General features: G+C 40.7%; 20 protein-coding genes and 1 riboswitch. Of the genes, 10 read left to right on the top strand and 10 right to left on the bottom strand.

The genetic code is table 11. The annotated features are described in order from the left end of the window. Nucleotides 1-23: 23 nt before the first annotated feature. The 4 genes from UYC_RS0120020 to UYC_RS0120000 form a co-directional block, all read right to left on the bottom strand. Nucleotides 24-2243 carry a GumC family protein gene (locus UYC_RS0120020; RefSeq protein WP_016875533.1) on the bottom strand — a complete coding sequence of 740 codons (2220 nt, stop codon included), beginning with the start codon at nt 2241-2243 and terminating at the stop codon, nt 24-26. 63 nt (nt 2244-2306) lie between these two features. Continuing rightward, nucleotides 2307-2756 (bottom strand): hypothetical protein, encoded by a 450-nt coding sequence (locus UYC_RS35660; protein WP_026087794.1) that lies wholly within the window; start codon nt 2754-2756, stop codon nt 2307-2309. A 1904-nt stretch (nt 2757-4660) separates the two neighbouring features. Continuing rightward, the gene (locus UYC_RS0120005; RefSeq protein ID WP_016875536.1) at nt 4661-5701 is read right to left on the bottom strand and encodes an N-acetyltransferase DgcN family protein; all 1041 of its coding nucleotides are present in this window, start codon (nt 5699-5701) and stop codon (nt 4661-4663) included. Beyond that, nucleotides 5685-6737, bottom strand: a complete 1053-nt coding sequence (locus UYC_RS0120000) for a dipeptide epimerase (RefSeq protein WP_016875537.1) — start codon at nt 6735-6737, stop codon at nt 5685-5687. The genes UYC_RS0120005 and UYC_RS0120000 overlap by 17 nt, the downstream gene beginning before the upstream one ends. A 136-nt stretch (nt 6738-6873) precedes the next feature. On the opposite strand from UYC_RS0120000, the gene UYC_RS0119995 reads away from it, so the two are divergent. Continuing rightward, nucleotides 6874-7422, top strand: a complete 549-nt coding sequence (locus tag UYC_RS0119995) for an NUDIX hydrolase (RefSeq protein WP_016875538.1) — start codon at nt 6874-6876, stop codon at nt 7420-7422. Nucleotides 7423-7687: 265 nt separating this feature from the next. Here UYC_RS0119995 and UYC_RS0119990 read toward each other — a convergent pair whose 3' ends face one another. Next, on the bottom strand, nt 7688-8164 hold the full coding sequence (locus tag UYC_RS0119990; RefSeq protein ID WP_016879628.1) for a DUF1499 domain-containing protein: 477 nt from the start codon (nt 8162-8164) through the stop codon (nt 7688-7690). Nucleotides 8165-8383: 219 nt separating this feature from the next. Then, a riboswitch (Glutamine riboswitch) is annotated at nt 8384-8443 on the top strand. A 34-nt stretch (nt 8444-8477) separates the two neighbouring features. Here UYC_RS0119990 and UYC_RS39010 point away from each other — a divergent pair. The 4 genes from UYC_RS39010 (at nt 8478) to UYC_RS0119970 (ending at nt 11819) form a co-directional block, all read left to right on the top strand. Beyond that, nucleotides 8478-8633, top strand: coding sequence for a hypothetical protein (locus UYC_RS39010; RefSeq protein WP_016875540.1), 156 nt, complete (start codon nt 8478-8480; stop codon nt 8631-8633). A gap of 28 nt (nt 8634-8661) precedes the next feature. Then, the gene (pirA, locus tag UYC_RS39005; protein WP_016875541.1) at nt 8662-8817 is read left to right on the top strand and encodes an arginine synthesis PII-interacting regulator PirA; all 156 of its coding nucleotides are present in this window, start codon (nt 8662-8664) and stop codon (nt 8815-8817) included. Between the two features lie 190 nt (nt 8818-9007). Further along, nucleotides 9008-9793, top strand: a complete 786-nt coding sequence (locus UYC_RS0119975; protein ID WP_016875542.1) for an MGMT family protein — start codon at nt 9008-9010, stop codon at nt 9791-9793. Between the two features lie 436 nt (nt 9794-10229). Next, nucleotides 10230-11819, top strand: coding sequence for an alkaline phosphatase D family protein (locus tag UYC_RS0119970; protein ID WP_016875543.1), 1590 nt, complete (start codon nt 10230-10232; stop codon nt 11817-11819). A 59-nt stretch (nt 11820-11878) separates the two neighbouring features. On the opposite strand, the gene UYC_RS0119965 is transcribed toward UYC_RS0119970, so the two are convergent. After that, the gene (locus tag UYC_RS0119965; protein ID WP_016875544.1) at nt 11879-12298 is read right to left on the bottom strand and encodes a CoA-binding protein; all 420 of its coding nucleotides are present in this window, start codon (nt 12296-12298) and stop codon (nt 11879-11881) included. A gap of 351 nt (nt 12299-12649) precedes the next feature. Further along, nucleotides 12650-13573, bottom strand: coding sequence for a nucleoside hydrolase (locus tag UYC_RS0119960; RefSeq protein WP_016875545.1), 924 nt, complete (start codon nt 13571-13573; stop codon nt 12650-12652). Nucleotides 13574-13590: 17 nt separating this feature from the next. Here UYC_RS0119960 and UYC_RS0119955 point away from each other — a divergent pair, with 17 nt between their 5' ends. Beyond that, nucleotides 13591-14022, top strand: a complete 432-nt coding sequence (locus UYC_RS0119955) for a nucleoside deaminase (protein WP_016875546.1) — start codon at nt 13591-13593, stop codon at nt 14020-14022. Nucleotides 14023-14101: 79 nt separating this feature from the next. On the opposite strand, the gene rbsK is transcribed toward UYC_RS0119955, so the two are convergent. From rbsK to UYC_RS0119940, 3 genes are all read right to left on the bottom strand, one after another. Beyond that, a complete protein-coding gene (gene rbsK, locus UYC_RS0119950) occupies nt 14102-15049 on the bottom strand; it encodes a ribokinase (protein WP_016875547.1) in 948 nt (315 codons plus the stop codon). A gap of 494 nt (nt 15050-15543) precedes the next feature. Continuing rightward, the gene (locus UYC_RS0119945) at nt 15544-17115 is read right to left on the bottom strand and encodes an alkaline phosphatase D family protein (RefSeq protein ID WP_016875548.1); all 1572 of its coding nucleotides are present in this window, start codon (nt 17113-17115) and stop codon (nt 15544-15546) included. Between the two features lie 143 nt (nt 17116-17258). Further along, on the bottom strand, nt 17259-18668 hold the full coding sequence (locus tag UYC_RS0119940; RefSeq protein WP_026087513.1) for an alkaline phosphatase PhoX: 1410 nt from the start codon (nt 18666-18668) through the stop codon (nt 17259-17261). A gap of 1027 nt (nt 18669-19695) precedes the next feature. Between UYC_RS0119940 and UYC_RS0119930 the strand changes: the two genes are divergently transcribed. Genes UYC_RS0119930 through UYC_RS0119915 form a run of 4 tightly spaced genes read left to right on the top strand, consistent with a single transcriptional unit; the run spans nt 19696 to nt 24177 of the window. Beyond that, nucleotides 19696-20238 (top strand): hypothetical protein, encoded by a 543-nt coding sequence (locus UYC_RS0119930; protein ID WP_016879625.1) that lies wholly within the window; start codon nt 19696-19698, stop codon nt 20236-20238. Between the two features lie 38 nt (nt 20239-20276). Next, nucleotides 20277-20669, top strand: coding sequence for a hypothetical protein (locus tag UYC_RS0119925; RefSeq protein WP_016875551.1), 393 nt, complete (start codon nt 20277-20279; stop codon nt 20667-20669). Continuing rightward, entirely contained in the window at nt 20602-23346 is a 2745-nt protein-coding gene (locus UYC_RS0119920) for a hypothetical protein (RefSeq protein WP_026087515.1), read from the top strand. Before UYC_RS0119925 ends, UYC_RS0119920 begins: the two co-directional genes overlap by 68 nt. 36 nt (nt 23347-23382) lie before the next feature. Continuing rightward, complete coding sequence (locus tag UYC_RS0119915; RefSeq protein ID WP_016875553.1) at nt 23383-24177, top strand: hypothetical protein; 795 nt, start codon at nt 23383-23385, stop codon at nt 24175-24177. The last annotated feature ends 76 nt before the right edge of the window (nt 24178-24253 follow it).

Raw genomic sequence — 24253 nt, 5'->3', positions numbered from 1 at the left:
TTGAATTGTCCAGTACCTAATCCCTAGTAGCCAGTACCCTTTTCTCGTTTTTGTCGAACACGTGCAGAATCTTGAGAAATACTGAATGACTCAGGCGATTCTTGAGTGTAATAGAAGTAGCTGTCAGGTTCGTTTTTCACATTCACGCCATTAATTACCATTCCCAACACTTTTTGACCTGACTGTGTCAAGAATTCTTTCGCGGCATTAGCGTTAGCAGCGTTAACCACGCCTGGGCGGACTACCAGTAAAAGGCCATCAACTAACTTACCTAGAACTGAAACATCTGCTGTTCCTGCTAGAGGAGGCGTATCAAAAATGACGCAATCATAGCTTCTCGCAAAGATAGTGACTAATGCCGTCATGCGTTGAGAATCTAGGAGCGCGAGTGGATTGGGAGGTATAACTCCAGAGGGAAGTACATACAGGTTGGGCATCACTTCCTGTACTACTGTATTCAAGGGAATTTGATCGTCAACGATCGCATTACTTAAACCTTGAGCATTGGTTAATCCCCAGATGTGATGCTGGCATGGGCGACGCATATCGGCATCTACTAACAGCACTCTACGACCGACTTGTGCCATAACTACGGCTAAATTAGCAGAAACTTCAGACTTTCCTTCCTTGGCGACAGAACTAGTGACAGCGATCGCTTTTAGTTGTTTGTCTGAAAGGAACCTTAAGTTTGCTTGCAGCATTTGATATGCATCGCGAATCGCAAACAAATGAATATCTCTACCTATGACTCTGGGTGTTGGCCGATCTAACCTTCCTGTCAGAGTTTTGCCATACCGACTCAAATTAGGAATGACTCCCAACAGAGTGTACTGAAATAACTCTTTAGCTTCTTTGAGTGTTTTCACAGATTGGTCTACCAATTCTAAGCTAAAGGCAGCAACTACCCCTAACAAGATGCCTAAAATTCCTCCAGCAGCGATGAGCAATGTCTTGCGAGGGCCACTCGGTTTATCTGGTATCAATGCAGGAGAGATGATAGTGGCATTACCCACATTTTGATTTTCTGCCACATCTACCTCTTGCATCCTTGTCAAGAGATTTTCATAAGTTGTTTGCGCTGCTTTTACCTTTCGTTCTAACTCCCGCTGAGTTTCTTCTAACTTGGGTAAAATATTTGCTCGTTGTTTATACTCAAACAGAGTATTGTTTAGATCGGCAATTTGTTTCTCTAAACCAAGACGTACTTTTTCTGTGTTAGCCAAATCTTGAATTAGATTTTGTCGCACCCCTCCAATTTGCAAATTCTTGAGAGAAACTTGCTGGTTTTTGCCAGCTACTTGCTCTACCCGTTGTTGCAATACCTGGCTGAGAGCAGAAATTTGTTCTTCTAAATTAACAATCTGAGGATGTTCGGGCTGAAAACGGGTTCGTGCCACCTCCAAATCAGCTTGTGTTTTTTGAAGTTGACTGAGTAACTGCTGAGTTCCAGGTATTTGGCTCAACTCAGCATAGGTGATGGCTTTTTGGGATTCAACTTCTATCTGCTCTTTTAACTTTTGCGATTGCGCTGTGACGTTAACTAACTGAGCTTGGGCTGTTGCAATATTATCTTCTAGCTTAGAAATAGTACTAACTGCTTCGGCAGCTTCTTGTTGCAGAACGACTACTTTGTTTGCTTCTTTAAATTTGCGTAGGTTTGCCTCTGCTTGCTTAACTGCTTGCTCGGTTTTGGGCACTTGTTCCCACATAAACTTCCGAGCCGAAACTGCCTCTGCTCTGTTAGTTTGTATATTCTGCTTTATATAAATTTCAACTAATTTATTGACTACTTTCGCAGCCATGATCGGATCGGAGTCTGCATAATAAATTTCCAAAAGATCTGTGCCTTTGACACTCACTACGCTTAATGCTGCGGCTAAATCTTCAATCCTCAAGGGATTGCCTAAACTATCCCTAAGATCTAGAGCTTTAATGGTTTCCTGTAACACAGGAACAGAAGTTACTATTTTTACCTGAGTGTCAACTGGGCTGCTCTGACTTACTAAAGCCTCTAATCTTCCTAAATCTTCACCCAATCCTGTGAGAGAAGAAGTACGATTAGTTTTAATTAACAGGCTTGCTTGTGCTTGATAGTAAGGTTTGAGCGAGAATGCATATACTGAAGCCAGGGTTAAGACAGTTCCAAAAATTCCCACTGCTGGTAGCCAGCGTCGTTGCAGCACAAGCCAGTACTTTTGGAAATCTATCTCTTCTAAAGAATGAGTATGTTTGATTGAGTCCATAGTTTATGAGTACAAATCTATATTTGAGTTGCTGCTAGATGTCTACGCGCGATCGCAAGTCGCTTAGTTGACAGTTCTAAAATCTTTGCTGCTTTTATGGCTAACCATCCTTGCGTGTCTGCGAGTAAATTCACTCACGGAAGGGTTTCCGTCGGGATGAAGTACCCCGATCGCCTGCTGCCAAAGTTCTGGAGACGCTACTGATGCTTTGTAGGCGCGAATCTGCTGAGGAGTATCTTTGCTAAGGTGGCATTGGACGTGATACCATTTCGTTTCTTGACAGCGATCGCACCAAAAAGCTTCCAACCATTCACCTTCTAAAGAAACTGCTGTTTTGCTTGCTAGCAATAGTAAAGCACTCTGTCGTCCCATCCCTCGCTGCTGGAGTTGTCCTGAGCGATCGGCAAACAACGGATATTTTTGACTTACGCTATCAAGATGGCATCCATGAACTGGACAGTAGATAGCCCGACGCTTTGAGCGTTTGCGATTTCGGTCACACCTTCTTTGCAATTAAGCCTCCTTAAAATGGGTAGATGCAAGACTAGGAAGCAGGTAACACAACAGGAACATCAATTGTTCACAATTAACTCACTTGAAAATAGAGAATAGGGCACTGTTGATAAATGGTAAATATGTTACGACGACGCCATAATTTGAGAGCTTAAGAACAATGAGAATTAGCCGTAAAGCACTCTACAGTTTAAGGTTTCATCCCTTAAGTAAACTAATCAAAAAATAATAAACGTGGACAAAAATTTAAAGCTTAATATAGTTGGTACAGCAATAGTCATTAAGCGTTACTTAATCTAAATTTATTACTGAATCCGGTAGTAAAGATTTTTTGGAGAGCAATTGCTGCTTGCTTGAAAAGTTGCTGATTTTAGTGACAGTTTTCCTGTAGTGCGACCATCTTTAGCTACAAGCATATAGCAGCACAGAAGACGGTTACGGTGGAGGAACTGAGATCAAAAGACCGTCAAAGCTCTACTCCATCAGTATTAAAAAAGTCGAATTTAATTATTTTTAATTCTCGTTTCAACTGAGAAATTTGTACTAGTTTCAGAATAATTTTAACAGAAGATTATGAGAATTAGACCTTCACGACTACACGATTGATTGATGCTCGGATTATTTCGATTTAATTTGTGTCTAATGTAATTCACTGTCAAAGCCTCATAACAATAATTGATTCCTGATTTGAGCTTTATAAACAAGTACTGCAATTAATGTAACTGGACTTGCAGAAACTATGTTTAATTAGTTTCAACACTCGAAGCAATCAAATTCGTGTTTCATTTTAGTTTGACTGCTCAGAATGGGATGTAATTTAAACTACACTTAGGCAAATAAGTTACTATTTTTTCATCTAGTTGTATACATACGTTTTCCATTAGAACAATTATATGGTTTATATACATCAAATATACAGCAGATAGGAATTTATTATATGTTTTACGTAAATCCTATATACAGCCTATGAGTATATATGATGACTTCGCTTTTGTATACAGAAATAGCATATCTTTGATACTTTTTAAGTATTATTTTTCTGATTTAAGATAAATTAAACAGCAGCATTAATTTCAATCTTCGACATATAAGTGTGATTAATTACGAATTTGCTTAAGTATATATATGTCAATAAAACGGTAAATTAAGCTATTAATACAGATGTGATTTCATTTTTAGTATAAAATTATATCAGTATTTTATAAGCTAATTGCGTATTATTTTGATAAACAGATGTAATTTATTTACTCTAAAATAGAAGTCGAATATTTCTATCTGTGTAATATTGAATACAGTTAATATGAAACTAATTTGAATATTTAAAATGCGAAGCTAAATACTAATTATTTCGTATAATTATTGTATAAAATAAAACTAATGCATAGATAACATTTGAAATACGCATAATAACAAGGTTCTCCTTCAGATGACTGCAGATGATGACATGAGGAAGAGATTAACGTGTAGCAAGATGTTGGAGAACAGATTCCTCCTGCTCTGCTATCTGTCTTGAAAGGCAGCTATGCTGAGGAGCCAGCGGGTTCGTTGCGCGGGTTAAGCGCGTTGTAGCGACTGGCGTGGTAGTAGACGCGGAGCGGATAGAAGTAGGTAGGCAGAAGGGAAAGATTCACTTTCATTTCTTTGTTGTGAACTCTGCTCATGAATGTCTTGCACCGTGTTCAAGAAGAGCCAGAATGCTCTAGTTCTCGTTACCAGGTTGAACCTGGTAACGAGGGTTTGGATTTTTCCAGAATTTTGAAATTAGATTCCTTATACCAATTTGGTATCAGATCTGATCTAGGACTAGGATAAAATGGGAATAATTCAGTTTAAATTTCCTAAAAAACAGCTACAGAATTTTCAACTTGTAGATTACAGCAGCGACAGGGCCACGCACTTCCGTATTATCCCTGAATAATCGCATCTAATAATTTCTGGGCACCAAAACGAACTGCATCGGTACAAGGCAAGCCTGTTTCGTCTTCAACTTGAGCGATCGCCCCCTTCGCAGCTTCCTCATTTAGATGCCAGGTGTTCAGTGCAATACCCACAACAGGTACTCGTGCAAAAGCACCAGCAGCACTGGCAACCATTTCATAAAGCTTGACTACATCTGGTAAAGGCGGAATGGGTACTCCCTCGACGACTTCAGTTTGCCCGAAGCGATGTACAAGTATCAGCTGCGTTGGTTGGGAACCACGAATCAACGGTAGAGTTGCTGTAGAACCGGGATGTAGTAATGAACCTTGTCCTTCAACGTGCACAATATCGTGGTTTTTGCCATATTGCATAACCATTTTTTCTACAGCACCAGCAGCAAAGTCTACTCGCACCGCATCCAATGCCACACCATCTCCTTTTAACATCAAACCTGTTTGTCCCGTCGCTATAAACTTAGAACGTAAGCCCCGCACTCGTGAAGCCGAATCTAACTCCAAGCTAGTAGACATTTTGCCGACTGACATATCAGTTCCCACAGTTAGCACTCGCCGACAGGAAAGGGTACGTGCCATGCCAGTACCAATTCCTAAATTCGGTGGTTCTTGACGCACATCCCAAATTAATTGTCCTGGTTTCAGCAATGCCTTTAAATCTGGCATACTTGACATTGGTACGTGCAAACCGTTGACTAGGGACATTCCTGCCATTAGCGCATCTTTGATGTCATGCCAGTAATCATCTGGTAAAACACCCCCCTTGGTGGCAATGCCAATTATCAAGACTTCCGGATTGTAGTCTAACGCTGCTGCCATTGAGGAGACTATCGGCACATCACGCTTAATACCCATTAATGCTGACAAAGATTGTCCTGCACACTCGCGATCAATTACAGCTACAATTGGAGATTCACTGTAACGTAGAAGTGACAACCCAGTTTTACCATGAGTTCCGCGAATTCCTTCGTGTAATAAAATAGCTATCCGTCGATCAAGCAGCAAACGCACTGCGTTGTACCCCCAAGCCTGGTAAATTGTTTGGCAAAACTCTTCCCTCTTGCACGAATGCTCCTGTAAAGGGATCGTCGATTAAATTCAAGTGGCTGTCTAAATCCAAATAGTCAGCTAGTGGTGCAAGCTGTGCCGCCGCTGTATTCAGAAGCGTGCTATCGGAATAGCAACCGAACATCACTTGCAATCCACAGGCACGAGCTGTATGTACCATCCGTATTGCCTCGGTTAACCCCCCTGATTTCATTAGCTTGATATTAATGCCATCAACCAAGTTTGCCAATTGGGGAATATCGCTGCTCGTAAAACAACTTTCATCTACAAAAATGGGTAAAGGCGATCGCGTCTTTAATTCTGCTAAACTTTTTTCCTTTCCCCGTGGCAGCGGTTGTTCTACATACTTCACCCCCAAGTCTGCCAGCCAACTGCACATCTCAATTGCATCTTCCAAACTCCAACCCCCGTTGGCATCAATATATAAATCTTGCGTTGGTGCTTCTTCTCGCACCGCCATTAACATTTTCCGATCTGCCTCAATACCATCTGGGCTACCCAATTTCACCTTCAAAACACGGACATCCATAAATTCTAACCAATCTCGCGTCCTTGTCCTTGCCCCTTCTGGTGAATTAATACCAATAGTCACCGAAGTTGGTACTATAGCATTTCTATCCAATCCCCATATTTGCCACAGCGGTAACCCCACACGCTTTCCCAACCAGTCATGCATCGCCACATCCAAAGCTGCTTTTACCGCAGAGGGAATTTGGGTTTCTGTGAAAATGCCTTCTATTTGCTGTCGCTGCAACGGGCTGAATGCTTCCAGAGACGGCGTGATTTGCTGCAAAGAATCTTTGATCAGCTCCGTCGATTGCGGATGACTACCCACACTAAACGGAGAAGCTTCTCCCCAGCCTTCAATATCATCATGGACGATCCTTACCCACACATTTTTTGTCTGTGCTGTCGTACCACGACTGATTGTTAAGGGGAACCGCTTGTTAACTGTAAAGATTTCCGCCTCAATTTGCATAAGTATACTTGAGATGGTCTAAGGCAAGTTTAAGTTTAATCTCAACTTTGAGTCGAGATTATGCCTTTGTTATACTTTTTCACACCCTTTAATTTTAATTATTGCTTTGTCACTGACTAGAGCATCCTATTTCTCTATGAAAAACTTAGAAAAATGGCAACTGCTGCAATCCAAGCTAGTTATAGACCATTATTGGTGCAAAGTGAGGCAGGATGAAATAAAATTACCAAATGGAAACATCATAGATGATTATTTTGTTTATATTAAGCCAGAAGTAGCCTTAGTTTTACCAATTACTAGCAGCAGGGAAATTGTTTTTGTTCGTCAATATCGCCATGCGATCGGAGAGTTTTTCATAGAATTACCAGCGGGAAGCTTCGATCCAACTCAAGAAAGCGCTGAAACAGCAGCAAAAAGAGAATTACAAGAAGAAACAGGATATAGCGCCGAAAAAATAATAAAAATCGCCACTTTCTACGATAAGCCTAGTAAAGAGACTAATCAAATACATTTATTTTTAGCAGAAAATGTGGTCAAGGTAGGTGGACAAGAGTTAGACATTACAGAAGAAATAGAAATTGTTTTGATTCCTATAGAATCAGTTTTAGATAAAATCACCCAAGGGGAAATTTCTGTTGCAGGTACTGTCGCTGCTCTCTTTCTAGGATTAAATTTTCTGGGGTAGTTTATTAAGTAGTAGATTGAGACAACTAAAATGATGCCATGGAAAAGGCTTGAACAAAATTTGACTACCTATATCCTAGACTTCTTGCAGCAATTACGAGCATTGTTAATTACAACCACAGATGCACACCGATAAACATAGATTTTATCTGTGTCCATCTGTGTGCATCCGTGGTCGATTTATTTGAAAATAGAATGAGTGCAAGAGGTTTAATGCACTATTTTAGCTGTGTCAGTCCACTACGAATTCAACTAATTTCTTAAAATCAAATATTTAAATCACGTAAAGCCAGACGAATTTGCTCAACTCGTCTGCGGTTGACACCGAGATCCGACTCTCCCACACGAGATGCCGATCGCACGTGAATTACTGACTCATTGGCAGGGAAATAAAACTCTACATCATCAACAAATTTGAAAATGCGGCTTTTAGAAATAGCGTGGATATAATTAGGAGTCTGTTCTAAAACTTCTGTACGGGGAACAACGCTGAGAACTTTTAGTAAGGTTTGGAGTGCTGTGTCTTGATCTACATGATAAGCGATCGGGTCAATGGCGTGTTTGGGATCGGCATCTTGACTCATAACACAGTTGTTTGAAGCTGGACAAGAACTAAGATGACCATTATAAACTCCCAAGCCAGAAGCCCAAGTAGCAGCAGGAAGTATTGTTATGGTTAGAAATATTGCAAGGGCGATACTCCACAGGATTCGCTGCGCGATCGCTGTTAACAGACGAGACATTATAAATTTACTCCTCAAGGCTTGAATAGCATTTCCCTTATTTTCGGTCATTTTGGTTGCCCGCCGCGAGTTGTCGGTTCACCTCACACCAAATCATCTATTCACCCGTCACCTCTGCCATTTCCCTTGGGGTAAATCTTTACAAGAATATTACGGTTTTCCCTCTAACGACAGAAGCTAAAATTGTCACAAGAGCAATATAGTATGAATAAAGGATAAATCGTTCATCTCTCGTGTTGAGAGACGGAAGTAAGGGAAGTTTACCTGAAGGAACGCGCCTCATTCAACAGTACATAAACCAGAAAGAGGCGACATGAAATCAAACTATCTCGATACACAATCTGATGACAAATCTAGGCTAATCAGTGCACAAGCTCGTTTGTTGATGAGCCGAAGCCGTCATAAGCTGCAAAATCGGCAACAAACAATGTTGCATCGGGCAGCATCAGAATTAGGAATTGATACATAAAAGTTGAGCATTGGTATCAGCAATAGCCATGAAAAGGAATACACAACAACGCTTGCAAACAGCGGTTGATGTTCATCGTGCTAACATCCTAAAAAGCTTAGAGCATCGTTTACAAGTTGCTAAAACTAACGGAGATGAAAACTTGCTTCGTCAGTTAGAAGCAGAAAAAACATACTACAACTAGCTTTTAGGCAGTAGTACTATTTGCACCAGGGTGTTATCTACAAAAGTCTAAATAATACAATAAAACCGCCAGCGGTAGTGTACCCTGGCGGTTTGTGATTGCAATTGTAATTGTTATTTCGGCATGGTAGTCTTACTCTAATCTTTAAGATAGAATTTATTAACTTTTATTGATGTAAACAAGATATTTTATGTCTAGTGAATATGGCTTTGTCCTGCATCTTTTTACTAAGCTAAAACAAGGTGATGTAATGGTAGAGCGGACAACATTAAACTTAAAAGTGGGTCATGGTATAGAAGGAGATATTAATGCTAATCCTCTCAGCCCCAGACAAGTTTTAATTGTCAGATACGAAGATATTTTAGAGTTTTCTATTAAACCGGGTGAGTTACGAGAAAATCTCGTAGTTGCAGGCATCCAACTTGAGAAATTCGTACCTGGCTCTTTGATAAAATTTGAAAGCGGTGCTGCAATTCGTCTCACTTTTTACTGCGAACCGTGTAAACGCATAGCTCGCTTAGTAGAATCAGTAAAAACTATTCAACGTAAAAGAGGAATTTTAGGTGTAATTATTGCATCAGGTAAAATTAAAGTTGGTAGTAAATTTCAAATTCAAACTAATCAGTTTCCAGCATTATCTGAAAATCCCTATCAACGTTTTCTAGATTTTATCATCAAAATTCCTCATGGGAAAGTCGTGACTTATAAAGAGATTATCAAAGCCATAGGAGTAGATAATAGCTATATGCGAGCTATTCCTATGTACATTAAAAAAACTTCTACTTTGAATTATCCAATACATAGAATATTAGATTCTAAAGGCAATTTATTAGCGTATGTTCCTGAACATAAAAATAAATTAGAATCTGAAAGCATTAAAGTTTTATATAAAATAGATGTATCTAGTAATTTAAATATATTTTACGTGGATATTAAAGATAATTTATGGAAAGATGAAAATCTCTATCTAAAATAGATATTATTAGTTAAAGTTTCACTATTTTACGAGAAAGTTCTTTTCACTAAAAGTTAATCTGCTATATTAAATAATTAAAAATACATTTATATTCTTAAATAAATAAAAATATATAAATTTACTATATTAACATTTTATACTAGTTCCCAAAGCCTAAATGTAGCAATCCACAAGTACTCTTTACCAATTTCAACCTGATAACAAGAACTAGAACAATCAAGATATCAGTTATTAATATTGTCAGCAAAGAATAAGTTATTAAAATAGATTAGTATGAATATTCTTTAAAATCTTCCTATTTTTTGTTGAACATTTATTCTACTATTAATCATTTCTTAGACTTTCTTTAAACCGGATTTGATAGTCAATTATTTTAGCAACTATTTAGTTAGCTTGTTATTTCCCTTCTATTCTAAAAATTTCACAAAGGATATTTATGGAGCGTTTTCATTTCGAGCGCTTGTTATCCACCAAAGCACAACGGCGACGCTTTCTGATTGGTGCTGGAACAGTAGCCGCAAGTGCGATCGCTAGTTGGACTCACAAAGTGGTTGCACAACCGAGATTTTCTGCCGATCCCTTCAATCTTGGTGTTGCTTCTGGCGATCCTTTACCAAATAGTGTAGTGCTATGGACGCGGCTGGCTCCAGATCCGTTAAATGGCGGTGGTATGCCACACGTGCAAGTACCAGTGCGGTGGCAAGTTGCTTTGGATGAAAACATGAGAAAAGTCGTACAACGGGGCGTGGCAATGGCAACTCCCGAATTTGCACACTCTGTTCATGTAGATGTACGTGGTTTGCAACCTGAGCGTTGGTATTGGTATCAGTTTAAGGTAGGCAATGAAGTTAGCCCGATTGGTCGCACCCGTACCGCTCCAGCCATTGGCGCTCCAATTAATCAACTTAACTTTGCGTTTGTTACCTGCCAAAAGTGGGAGGATGGTTACTATAGTGCTTACCGCCGCCTTGCCGAAGAAGATTTAGATTTGGTCTTCCACCTGGGCGACTACATTTACGAATATGGCATCCCTTCTACAGGTGGTGCGCGCAAAGTATCTTTACCAGAGCAGTTCTCTCAAGAAACGCAGACACTCGAACAGTATCGCCTTCGGTACGCCTTATACAAAACCGATCCAGACTTACAAAAAGCTCACGCCCTATTCCCCTTTGTGGTAACTTGGGATGACCATGAAGTGGACAACGACTACACTAATGAGATATCCGAAAAAAACGATCCGGTAGAGTTGTTTCTCAACAGACGTGCAGCCGCCTATCAGGCTTACTACGAACATATGCCGCTGCGCCAGTTTTCCCAACCACAGGGAACAGATATGCTTCTATACCGTCGATTGACCTTTGGTAATTTGGCTGAGTTCAGCGTACTTGACACACGCCAATACCGCAGCGATCACCCCTGTGGAGATGGTGAGACACCCCGTTGCTCGGCTGCGCTAGATCCATCGAAAACCATGCTTGGTAAAAAGCAGGAGCGCTGGTTGCTTGACAGTCTCGATCGCTCCCAAGCACGTTGGAACGTACTTGCCCAACAAATATTGATGGCAGAGCTAGATCACAAAATCGGTTCAGGGGAGGTGTTTTGGAACGACTCCTGGGATGGATATCCTCTTGCACGCGATCGCGTCTTAAGCCACATTACAACTAGGCAAATAACTAATCCAGTTGTGATTACTGGAGATTGGCACTCTACGTTTGTTAACGATCTAAAACTGAACTTCAAAGATCCTAACTCTCCTACTGTCGCCACAGAATTCGTCACTCCCTCACTTACAAGCAATGGTGATGCGAATGTTTATGGCCCTTACTACGGCCCAATGATTCCAGAGAATCCACACATTAAATTTTTCGATGGCGATCGCCGTGGCTACTTCCGGGTTAACCTTAATCACCAACGCTGGCAGACGGACTTACGTATCGTCACAACTGTAAGTCGTCCAGATGCCTCTGTCTATACTTTGGCTTCGTTTGTTGTTGAGGATGGTCGTCCAGGTGTACAAAGTTCATAGTGCGAAGCGAAAAACTATAAGTTGAAATAGTCTACGTTCTTTGGCTAGTACTACCTAATTTAACCAATCCCCAATCGCAGATACTCAACTTTAATACAAGCATCCATAACGATGTTTAGTCCGGCATCCAGGGCTTTTTGTGCTGCCTGTTGATTTGAGATACCCAGTTGTGCCCATACAGTTTTAGCGTTGATGGCTATTGCTTCATCAACTATTTCACCTAAGTACTCAGAGCGACGAAATATATTGACAATATCTACTGCTTCTGGAATTTCTTGAAGCGAAGAATAACTGAGTTGACCATCGATTTCCTTTACAGTAGGATTGACGGGGTAAACTGTATAACCCACACTCCTTAAAAATTGGGCGATTTGATAACTGGTGCGCTCTGGTTTATCAGAATGGCCAACAACTGCTATAACTTTCGCCCGTGCTAACACGTCACGCATAACGTTGTCATTTCCTTTGAGAAGAGGCATTTTCTCAATCTCTCTATCAACTCGGTGCTACTGCAAATAGTAGATCACAAATTGCTATTAGGTGCTATCAGTTCTTAAACTTCTGGTGTTGTGGCAGGCAATAAAAATCGGAAAGATAACTAATATTTTGCACCATACCCTACAGTAATGGTTTTGCCCTACAAGCACTCTTGCTCTAGTTCTCGTTACCAGGTTGAACCTGGTAACGAGGATTTGTGGATTGCAGCAAGATGTGAAATAAAATAACCAACCTATCCACTCTGAGCCAATCCAGTAGACTTTGAAAGGTTGCGATCGCTTACTTTTTGAGAAGTCAGGGGTCTTGTTTTTTTCAAAGCTCTAATCTAGAATCTATCTTGCCCATTGCTGCAAAATATAAGCATAAAAAGCCTCCTTATCTACCTTATCCATAGCGAAAATCTTACGACCTCCAGACACAATTTTTGTACGTCCCTGACTTGAACCAGTAGTAATAATTTCTGTTTCCCACTCTCGCAATTGATATATTTCTGGACGAGCAAGATAAGCTGTTGCTAATACATCCCAGAAATAATAATCTTGAGGGATAACCAGCGCATAACATTGTCCTGCCAAATCAGAAATTGGATGGTGACGTTGTCGTCCCATTTTTCTGACTATCTCGGATGTCACAGGGACATTGTTAGTTAAATCCAAAGGACACATAATTATCTCTATCTGACTTTGCCAGACTCTCGCTACAGAAATTGCATCCCAATAAGCATTCCATTCTGCCGAACCATCTTGCCCTGGTTCCCAATTTTTCTCAACATTTCCAGGGACATTCAATGCACCTCCCATCCAAACAATTTTTTGAATTTTTGCTTCAATATCTGGTGCTTTGTCTAGTGCATATGCAATGTTTGTTAATGGCCCGGTTGCCATTAAAGTTACTGGTTCTGCTGCTTCTCGTAACACTTTTATCATAAAATCTTGACCAGGTTCTGCAACCAAAGGCGTGCGAATAATTTCGCTTTGATTGAGAATGGGGAAATGATCCACGACAAAAGAATCACGGCGATAAAGACGGGGAAACGGGTTAATGCCACGCACTGTACTTTCGGCAACGAGGATATGCGAACCTCCCATCAAATCGAGAATTTTGCGTGTAGCGCTAACAGCAGGTTGTGCATAACAATCAGCAGGAGTGACGATGACACCGAGAAGTTCGATATGATCCATCGTCATCAGCAGCATAGTTGCAAGATAATCATCTACACCACCATCATGATCCATTAACACAAGTTGTTTAAACATAAGAGGAGATTTAATAAATGGACGAATTTATGCAGGCTGCTATAGACGAAGCCAAACAAGGCAGACAAGAAGGTGGAATTCCCATTGGTTCTGTGCTTGTTAAGGATGGCAAAATTATTGGCAGAGGACACAACAAGCGCGTACAAGACGCCGATCCAGTCACTCACGCCGAAATAGATTGCCTTCGTAATGCTGGTAGAATCGGCTGCTACAGAGGAACAACACTCTATTCAACCTTAATGCCATGCTATTTGTGTGCAGGGGCAGTAGTACAATTTGGTATTAAAAAAGTTATTGCTGGAGAATCGGAAACTTTCTCTGGTGCGAAAGAATTTATGGAATCTCACGGCGTAGAAGTAATTGATTTAAACTCGGATGAGTGTAAACAAATGATGACAAAGTTTATTAAGGAGAATCCCGAATTGTGGAACGAGGATATCGGTAAATAAAGTATGAAGTATGAAGTCTGTAGACGTTTGTTAAAGTGACTTCCCGGAAGGTAGTTTGAATTAATAAAAATTTCATCCTTTATCCTTCACACTTTAGCCTTCTCATCATTCCCCTTTCTTTCAGAAACGCATCGAACGTGGTTCTATCTGGAAGTGAAGGTTGAGCACCCGGTTTGGTTGCTGCTAAAGCACCTGCTGCCGCACCCCAAATCGCTGCTTGATGTAGAGAAAGTCCTTCTGAAAGTGCAGCTGCTAAACCACCATTGAATGCATCTCCTGCGGCAACCGTGTCAACTGCATCTACTGGAAATGCAGGCACAAAGAAAGTTTCGTTAGAGGTGGCACAAACTACCCCCTGTGCGCCTAATTTAACGATCGCATTCTTTACTCCCCTTTGCCGCAGTTGCAGCGCTGCCTTTTTTGCCGACTCTGCTCCAGTCACAGAAAAACCAACTAACTGGCTTGCTTCTAGTTCGTTGGGAGTAATAATGTCAACCAACTGATAAAGTTCATCTGGTACATGAGACTGTGCTGGTGCAGGATCGAGAATTACCCTGACTCCCACTTCTGTTGCCGCTCGTGCAGCAGCAACTACCGCAGACATGGGAATTTCAAATTGTAAAAGTAAGGCTGAAGCTTGTGGTAGCAAACGCGATAAGCGTTCAACATCGTCTTGATTAACGCATCCGTTAGCACCGGGTATAACAATAATTTGATTTTCACCAGCATCATCAACAGCGATCGCGGCGACACCAGAACTAACTGTTTGATCCACAAACACATTTTCAGTCTGTACGCCAGATGCCTGCAAACTTTTAACCAATTCTGCACCAAAATTGTCTGCACCAATACGTCCCACCATTTGAGTAGGAATTCCCAACCGCGCTAATGCTACCGCTTGATTTGCACCTTTACCGCCTGGTGCTTGAAAAAAATCACGCCCCAGCAATGTTTCTCCAGGCAGTGGTAAGCGAGATACTGTTGCCACCAAATCTATATTAATGCTGCCAAAGACGATAACAGTCATAACTGGGAATTTTTTAGAAATGACTATACGAAAATCATCACATCAGTAGGAGCGATCGTAAAGTAAGTTTGTTTCCCCTAAAGCTATCAAAGAAGATGTTATACCAAATCCGGTTAAATTATCCTTTTTATTCTATAGTCCGCCTACGCGGACTAGGTTTGTTTAGCTGCGACTTCCAGTCGCCAAGGAAAAGAGTGGTTGTGAAGAAAGTGTACACACTTATCGCTTCTTTGAGGTCAGCGATCGCCTAAAGTTAAGGGGATTGGGAAAGATTTTTTCCTAGTCCCTAGTATACGCAGTTGAAAAAGAAGAAAAACTGAGGGAATCTATTCTTCCCCTCAGTTAGCAGGTAGAGGATTTTTTCTTTTCAAGTTAAGTCGAGACAATTTAACGTAAAGCTGCCAGTCTTTTCCCTTGTGCCATCTGCCACGCCACTTGCACTCAATGAGGGAACCTCCAAGGGCGTAGTGGCTCCTCTGCTATCTGCCTTTTACTTACCTTTCTGGATTCAATACCTTCTTGTACAAAACCTTGCCAGTGATATCGTGAATATAAACTGTCAATTCACCTTGAGCATTCACTTCTACTGAACCGAAAGAATGAACATTTGGCGGTGGTGAATTTTGAGGAAGCTTTGGTGTTTGGGTGCCTGGAGCCTGAAGAAATTCATACTTGGGGCCAAAGCTAGGATCGAGATCGTTAGGGCCAAAAGCTCCAGCATGGATAGGCCCGATTACAAACTCCCAGAAAGGATTGAAGTCCTGAAAAAATGCCCGTGCTGGCTCATAAAATATTGCTGCCGGATAGTGTACGTCTGCTGTAATGAAGACGACATTCTTGATATCCTGAGATTTGATAAATTGCAGCAATTGACTAAGTTGGACTTCACGACCTAACACTTCTGGTAATCCTTGCCCCCAAGCATCGCGATCGCCTTCTCCTCCTGTAACTATAGACAGTGGATCGTGCGATGAAATTACCTTCCAGGTAGCTTGGGAATTTTTTAGACTTTGTTTGAGCCACTCAAACTGTTCCTGACCAAGCATTTCTAGCCCATTTGGATTACTATTATCAGGATTTGGCCCTCTATAGGATCGTTCATCTAGTAGAAACAGATCTAGATGCTTACCGTATTGATATCTACGGTAAATCTTATCTCCCCGGATTGGATTATATTCAAATAATGCTTGCTTGGCTGTTGCTGCTAGAACATCAGCAGACAATCCGTTGTAAGGTGCTTCTGTTAAAATCTCACCTGGATACCAGTTATTGACCGTTTCATGATCGTCCCACTGAGAATAGATGGGAGTTTCTGCTAGAAAACGTCGGAACTTGTCATCTCCCAAGTTATATTTCCAGTTCTCCCGAAATTCTTCGATTTTAACTGCCTTAAAATCCTTTGCTGGATTGTTTATCCACTTGCCACCGCCTACTTCCGCCGGGATTTCTTTTTCAGATGGAATCTCATTATCAGCATAGATAATGTCTCCAGCAAAGATAGCAAAGTCAGGCTTGAACTTTCGCATCACATCGAAGATGACGTATCCTCCCCGAATCACATCACCATCGTAGGCAGTAATCTCTAAATTAGGATTGCGACCCCAACCTTGTCCAGCCAAATCTGCTCCCCAAACAAAACGAACAGGACGTGCTTGTTCTGGAGCAGGCGCAGTGCGAAAACTACCAGTTCCACCTGGGCGGATTTTAAACAGGCTTTGCTCCCAAAATACTCGGTAATAATAGGTTTGATTCGGGCGCAATCCTGTAAGATTCACTTTGCCAGTGTAGTCTGTCGCTGTACTTACCAAAGAACCCCTGATAATCTGTACCGCTCCTTGGAAATTAGGCGATTTAGAAATTCTAACCACAAGATGAGCATTCTTCTCATCATTATTCCGTGCCCAGATTGTTGCACTGGTGTCAGTCACATCTCCTGACTGAACTGGATCGCTTTGTCCAAAAGAGAATCTTGCAAAAGCTGGTTCAAGCCATTTAGATCCCAGAATTAAGCTGGCACTAATCGTGCTCAGAGCCAAAAATAAACGCCTATTCAACCGAGTTTTCATATTCTTCCTCCAGATAATAAGGGTTCTAGATGACGAGAACTCTAATTGTTGGTTATGAATTCACGCGATCGCATGAAAGCGTCTAGATTGTCTCTGAGCTTCCGTTAGTATTCTCGCCAGCTTTCCAATGAAAATTTATTCATCTAGGAGCGGCTACGTTGCCAAGGCCCCCAGATGGCACAGGTGATACCAGGATTATAAATATTCACAAAGAATGTTCTACCGTCTGGTGAGAAGCAGCCACCAGCAAATTCAGCATCAGAGACAACATTCTTCGCAAACTGATACAGTTCACCCTTTGTGTTAACCCCTACAACATATTGAACACCGCCACCGTCTTCGCACAAAAAGATGTCTCCAAAGGGAGTAACTGTAACATTGTCTGGCTCATCCAGCAGTTCTCCACTTGATGATGCCTCAACATACAATGTCAGTTTTTCTTTGCCAGGATCGTAAATCCAAACCTGACCATTACCCCTACCATTAGTAGCATCAACAGCCGGAGGCCCAGCTTGGGTGGCAACGAAGTAGATTAGACCATTACCATACCAAGCTCCCTCACCCCGGAAGAAAATAGCTGCTCCTTTAGACTGAGCTTCTTTGCGAACTGTATCAGTTTCTGGATCGGGCTGATCGATCTTGACCCACTCTACATCGAAAGTTTGACCAACCTGTACTCTTCCCAACTGACCACCAAGATTTGGGTTGTTAGTTGTGTTTAAAGCGAAGTTCTCTGCACCCTTAATCTTTAAAGCCCAGAGACTACCACCTTCAGCCAACTTACCATTGACTTTAGGTACGAATCGATAAAAGCAGCTATCACCCCGGTCTTCAGTTTCATAGACATAGCCCGTTTTGGGGTCTACCGCAACCGCTTCATGACTAAAACGTCCCATATCTTTGAGGGGAACTGGAGTTACTAAACCACTGTTAGCATCAGCAACAACTTCAAAGTTATACCCATGCTTGGTATCATCTGTGAGAACATTGGTACTGACAGAGAAAGTTTCTTCACAGCTAATCCAGCTACCCCAAGGCGTTGGCCCGCCTGCACAGTTACGAATTGTGCCGGCAAGAGAAGCAAAGTGCTTAATGACTTCGTGGTTAGGCCCAATCACCAATGTGGTTGTTCCACCTTGAGCACCTGCCGAATATCTTGGTGAGCCAGAAACTGGATATGGGGAAGAGGTACCTGATTCATGGTTCCGAACCAAGATTGTCGTATTCCGAGGCCCCGGAAACGCAGCCATACCATCATGCCTGTCTGGAACAAGGGAGCCATCGCTCATCATCTGACCAGTAATAGAAAAAGCACGGTAGTTAAAGCCAGGGGGAAGTTCCAGCAGTGGTTTTTGGCTTAAGTCACCATAGATAGTATTCGTGAGTTCAGGTGCATTCACAGGTAGCTTAGGCTCTAGTGACCCAAAGCCAGTTCCCTTTGCAACTTGGCCACGAGCAACTCTGGTGTAAAAGGCTTCTAGAGGGGAAACCATTGTAACACTAGCAGCGGAGACACCAGCTAGAGTTAAAAACTTACGTCGCGAGAAAGACACGTGCTTTTATCCTATTCACTTCACTTTGTTCCCCCAGAACCTATCAATCTACGGTTAACTTCAGGTGAAGAAGCAGTTAAATAACAACTATTTATGGAGATATTTATCGGTTTTTTATCAGAATGACCTTTTTATAAAAAGATATCTATTTATATTTCTTAAAATCTAAATAATAAGCGTAATATGATGCCATTTATGTCATATTACTCATCACCCAGTTGTATAGAATTTTCTGTATTCTGAGTTCTTTGTTGACAAAGTTGCCAAACTCTTAACTTTTAGCTGTCAAAATACAGCAGAAGTGAGAAGCAAGGATAAACAAGTAAAACAGGTATCAATCTTGTGCTTTGAGAAGATGTCCACCTTATACAACTAAAAACCGCTTTAAAAGCAGGATTATAGTTAATATCCCACTTTGTTCTCATCAAATCAAAATTCTTTGGTTTTAATTTTTACACTCTCGCAAATGCAAATAACTGACGTATTTAACTGAATTTGGTGCAGCGGAAAAGAATTCTGTTAAACTGTCAGGAGTAATTCTTGATTATAGGCGATGTCTTACTTGCAATCTAACTTGACTTTAGATACATAACTTGCTAGAAAATTTTCTTTTAAAAAGAGAGTCAATAAAAGCCAAGTATTGTCATTAAAGGTAAAGATTTTGACTAAATGCAATTGCAATCTCAAAAATGTATTCATACATTTAAATCTAGATTTATGTAGTAAAGTAGTTTGTGCAACAACAACTAATAGCTGGCATGAAAATAAAATTGTATCAATTAATTAATTTATCAAAAACCCATTAGTAAAAAGCAATGTTTCTTTGTTACTGAGTAAGATTTGTAATATGTTTTACTTTATATTCTATAAAATTATTTATTAAGTTGTGTTAAATTTATGATACATTAGCCAACTAACTAATGGGAATGAACTATAAGGAATTTTACAAATGCCTCGGCAATTTTCCTGTCAAATGAGCTTGTTATGGTCTATAACTAACAAGGTAAGGAAAGTATCTTGCAGCTTGATGAACATACTAGAGTATTGTTGGAATAGCGTGTTAAAATCGGCACCGTTTTTAATTGCTTGCACAGTATTTTTGGGTGCGATCTGTTTAAAAAGTCCTATACTGCTGTTTTGTTTGCTGTTTGGCAGCTTGATAGTAGTGGTGATGCAGCAAATTGGGCAGCAGGTAAATTTACCGAAGCGATATCTGATCTTGTTACAAATATTCGCAGCCGCTGTGATCCTGTGTGCATTTTGGTTGGACTATTTTGCAGATCCAGCACAAGCACAGTTTTTTAGGAAAGCAGAAGATTTTTTTAAGAATAATTTAACACAAGCAGCGACCGCAGATAGCAACACTCAAGCAGCAGTTAGTTTAATATTCAACGTTTTACGCGCTCTTTATTTACTTTATATAGCTGTTTCTCTCATTGGTGTGATTAACGCAGTTCGTAAAGATGAAGATTGGCAAAGTGTAGCTCGAACTCCTTTATTAGTAGTTGTTGCTGTCACCATTGCTGATGTACTCACAGGCTTTGTCATTGGTGATAGCAGTACTAATTGAACATCTGATACGAAAGATGAAAAATCCAGATATCTGTTATGTCTCAAGAGCCAGAAAAAGAATTTAGACCTGTAAATCAAATTTTAGGAACTCAACCTTCTTTAGGGCCTATCCCAGCCGATCAAGTTCTGCCTTGGACGATCATTGCTTTAACTTCCTACTTTATCATCAATGGCGTTTTTGGTGGTTTTTTTACAGATGAGTTTCAAAAATGGCTTTGGACATTACTAATTGCTGGTTGGGGGATGGCAACTTGGTGGATATTAACAGGTGGTAGGAGTTGGCGCTTTTTAAGTAAATTTATTGGAGTACCCACTTGGACTAGAGGCTTTGCTCGTTATCAAAGCTTGCTGGAAGTTAACCATGAAACAAAAAATCGGAAAAAAAAGCGTCGGGATCGCAGGAAGCGAAACAAGATTAACACCGTTTGAAGATGCTTTACACCTAGCGACAATGCTGCGTGTCTCGCTCGACGGACGTGATATTGGCGCTTACATTTTGACAAAAGGAACCCAAAAAGATAGGTTCTGCTTTGTTTTTGGTTTTGACTGTCGAGGTATTCATACAACTTTAAGACCAGAACAAATAAACACTATTTTTAATAATATTGAAGCTGGTTTAAAAGACATCCCAAATGGCGAAAGAATGACGTTACATTTGGGGTCTTTTAGTTCGGATAGACAGCGACAAAAAGAACTAGCTGCTTTGGTAAAAAGCACAGGTTCACCTGATATTAAATATCTATTAATGTCAGAACGAGCGAGGGTACAAGAATTAACTCGTTCCGGTATTCGCAAGCCGAAATTTCTGCGAATTTATGTAACTTACACCATTGAACCAGATACCACAAACACAGATGATTGGATCGAGAAAATGCTGGCTAAAGGTGAACTGTGGTGGTCGAAATTTAAAGGTGATTTTGCAGAAGTTGAAAACCAGCGTATCGAAACAATTATTGCCAGTGCATACAAAAATGGCTTTTGTCGCTGGGAACAACTTTTGTCTAACAAAATGGGATTGGATATCAAGCCCTTGAGTGCAGAAGAACTGTGGGGAGAAGTCTGGAGAAGATTTAATGATTCACAGCCAATAGAAATCCCACAGTTAATGACTTTAGATGAGAATGGGCTGCACGAACAAGTTTATTCAGATTTAGCTAGTACCAAATTACTTGTAGAAAATATTCACAGTACGACTTTATTAGTAGAGTCTGGAGTACCTCGTGCCGATCGCCGTTGGATCAATGTTAACAACAACTACGTTGGAGCGCTGACATTTCTGGAAAAACCTGGTGGTTGGCTAAATAAATCTAGTCAGTTACGTTATTTGTGGGAACTGCTAGCTAGAGAAAGCGTAGTAGATACAGAAATTTTTTGTCAGCTGACTGCGGCAAACCCGGCAATAGTCAAAACTACCCTGCAACGAGTGCTGAAGCAGTCAAATGTTACAGCTTTGTTAGCACAAGAAAAAAGTAGAACCATCGATGTTGGTGCTCAATTAAAGCTGAAAAAATCAGTGGCAGCACAAGAGCAAATATATGAAGGAGCAGTGCCAATTTATGCAGGGATTGTAATTTTAGTGCATCGTCCCAGTGTAGAGAAATTAGATGAGGCAACAAGATATATAGAAAATTGTTTCCAACGCCCAGCAAGTGTGATTAGGGAAACAGAGTATGCCTGGAAAATTTGGTTGCAAACCCTGCCGATTGTTTGGGAAGGTTTGTTAGCAAAACCCTTCAATCGCCGTCAGTTGTATTTGACAAGTGAAGTGCCGGGATTAATGCCTTTGATACTCACAAGAGAAGGCGATCGCCAAGGGTTTGAGTTAATTGCCGAAGAAGGAGGAACTCCAATCCACCTGGATTTATTTAACCAGCATAAAAATTTAGCACTGTTTGCCACAACTCGTGCTGGTAAATCGGTATTGGTATCGGGAATTTTAACTCAGGCTTTGGCACATAAGATTCCTGTCGTGGCGTTGGACTTTCCTAAACCTGATGGCACATCTACCTTCACCGACTATACGGAGTTTATGGAAGGAAATGGAGCCTATTTTGATATTTCTAAACAATCGAATAACTTATTTGAGCAGCCAGATTTGCGCTTTTTAAGTCCAGAACAACAGCGCGATCGGATGCTCGATTATGTCTCGTTCCTAGAATCAGCTTTAATGACAATGGTTTTAGGTTCATCGAGTGAAAATCAACTGCTCTCCCAAACCGTGCGATCGCTTCTCAACTTGGCTTTAGGAGCTTTCTTTAGCGATGAAAGTATCAAAGAGCGATATCGAGAAGCGATGGCAGGAGGATTTGGCAGTCTAGCTTGGCAAAGAACCCCTACCTTACAAGATTTCCTCTATTTCTGCTCACCTGAACATTTGCAGTTGGAATCTATCGGAGGCAGGGTTGAGGATGCCTTAAATCAAATTCAGCTGCGCTTGCGATTTTGGCTTTCTAGCCGCGTAGGTAAAGCGATTTCTGCCCCCTCTAGCTTTCCCACTGATGCCCAGCTTTTAGTGTTCGCTCTGCGCAACCTCTCAGATAACGAAGATGCTGCGGTGCTGTCTTTAAGTGCCTATTCAGCAGCACTGCGACGGGCATTAAGCAGCCCAGCTTCCATATTCTTCATCGATGAAGCACCAATTTTGTTTGAATTTGACCAAATTTCTGACCTAGTAGGCAGAATTTGTGCTAACGGTGCAAAAGCTGGAATTAGAGTCATCTTATCAGCACAAGATCCTGATACAATCGCCAGATCCAAAGCGGCATCAAAAATATTACAAAACTTAACTACACGCTTAATAGGTCGTATTCAACCAGTTGCAGTTGATAGTTTTGAAGAAATTTTAAAATATCCCCGCGAAATTATTGCTCGCAATGCATCAGAAAGTTTTTTCCCCCGCAAAGAAGGTATTTACAGTCAATGGCTATTAGATGACAACGGTATTTACACATTCTGTCGCTATTATCCAGGTTACGAACAATTAGCAGTAGTTGCTAATAATCCGCAAGAGCAAACTGCACGTCAAAAAGCCATGTTGCAATACAGCGATAAATATGAAGCGATTTCTAAATTTGCACGTCAGTTAATTGCTTCGCTACGTGGTTAATGGAAAAAATTGTTTACCTTTGAGGGTAGAACTATTATGCGCAAAACAACTCTTCTAACTATTTCCCTCACATTTTTGGTCGTTTTACCAGCAACGGCACAACTAGGATCGGTTTGGACTGATTTTCAATCTTACGCTGGAGATTTACAAACTTATCTGACAAATAATCTTACAGACACATTAAAACCCATAGAATCAGAAGCTCAAAGTGCCATTAATAATGCTACAGGAGAATTGAATATACCTAACCCCATCGCTGCTGGACAAAATGTTCGCGATGGCATGGTTTGGTACTATATTTCAGACAAATTCGACAATAATGCGACAGTCAGAGCAAATTTAGCTAGTAATGAAGTGAATCGCTTAATTACTCGTGGTGCAGTTGCCAGTGTGATGGGTGAAGATGGACAAATTAGATTAAAAACAAAATTAGAAGAAACAGAAAGAAACTTGAGAGAAGTTGACGAGTATTCTGAAGAAACTGACAAAATTAGTAATGACTTGCTCCAAGAAGCGAGAAATATTGCTAATACTATCGCGAATACTACTCCTCTAGGTCAGATATCAGCACTTCTTGGTATCAATCAGTCTACCTTACAACAGCAAAGTATTAGAATTCAACGCGATCAACTAAAAATAACAGGTGAAAATTTAGGGCAAACAATGCAGATGAACCAATTTATGCAATACTCTAATTTAAACTTGGCTAATATTTCTCAACAAGTGGAAGAAGCAAACCGCGCTCGCAGAGTAGATACATCCGCAGAGGCAGCACGGCTATTGCGAACCACTTCTCAAATTGATTTATTTGGGCGAACGGAAGAAAACTAAGCTCAATAATCAATAAAATTTATGTGTGATTGTCAATTCTAAAAGTCCTTTTACCACTTTTTAAAGTCAAGCCACT

The sequence above is a fragment of the Chlorogloeopsis fritschii PCC 6912 genome, from assembly GCF_000317285.1.
GTDB lineage: Bacteria > Cyanobacteriota > Cyanobacteriia > Cyanobacteriales > Nostocaceae > Chlorogloeopsis > Chlorogloeopsis fritschii.
The sequence above is the reverse complement of the archived record's forward strand: the minus strand, read 5'-3'. Positions and strand labels throughout refer to the sequence as shown.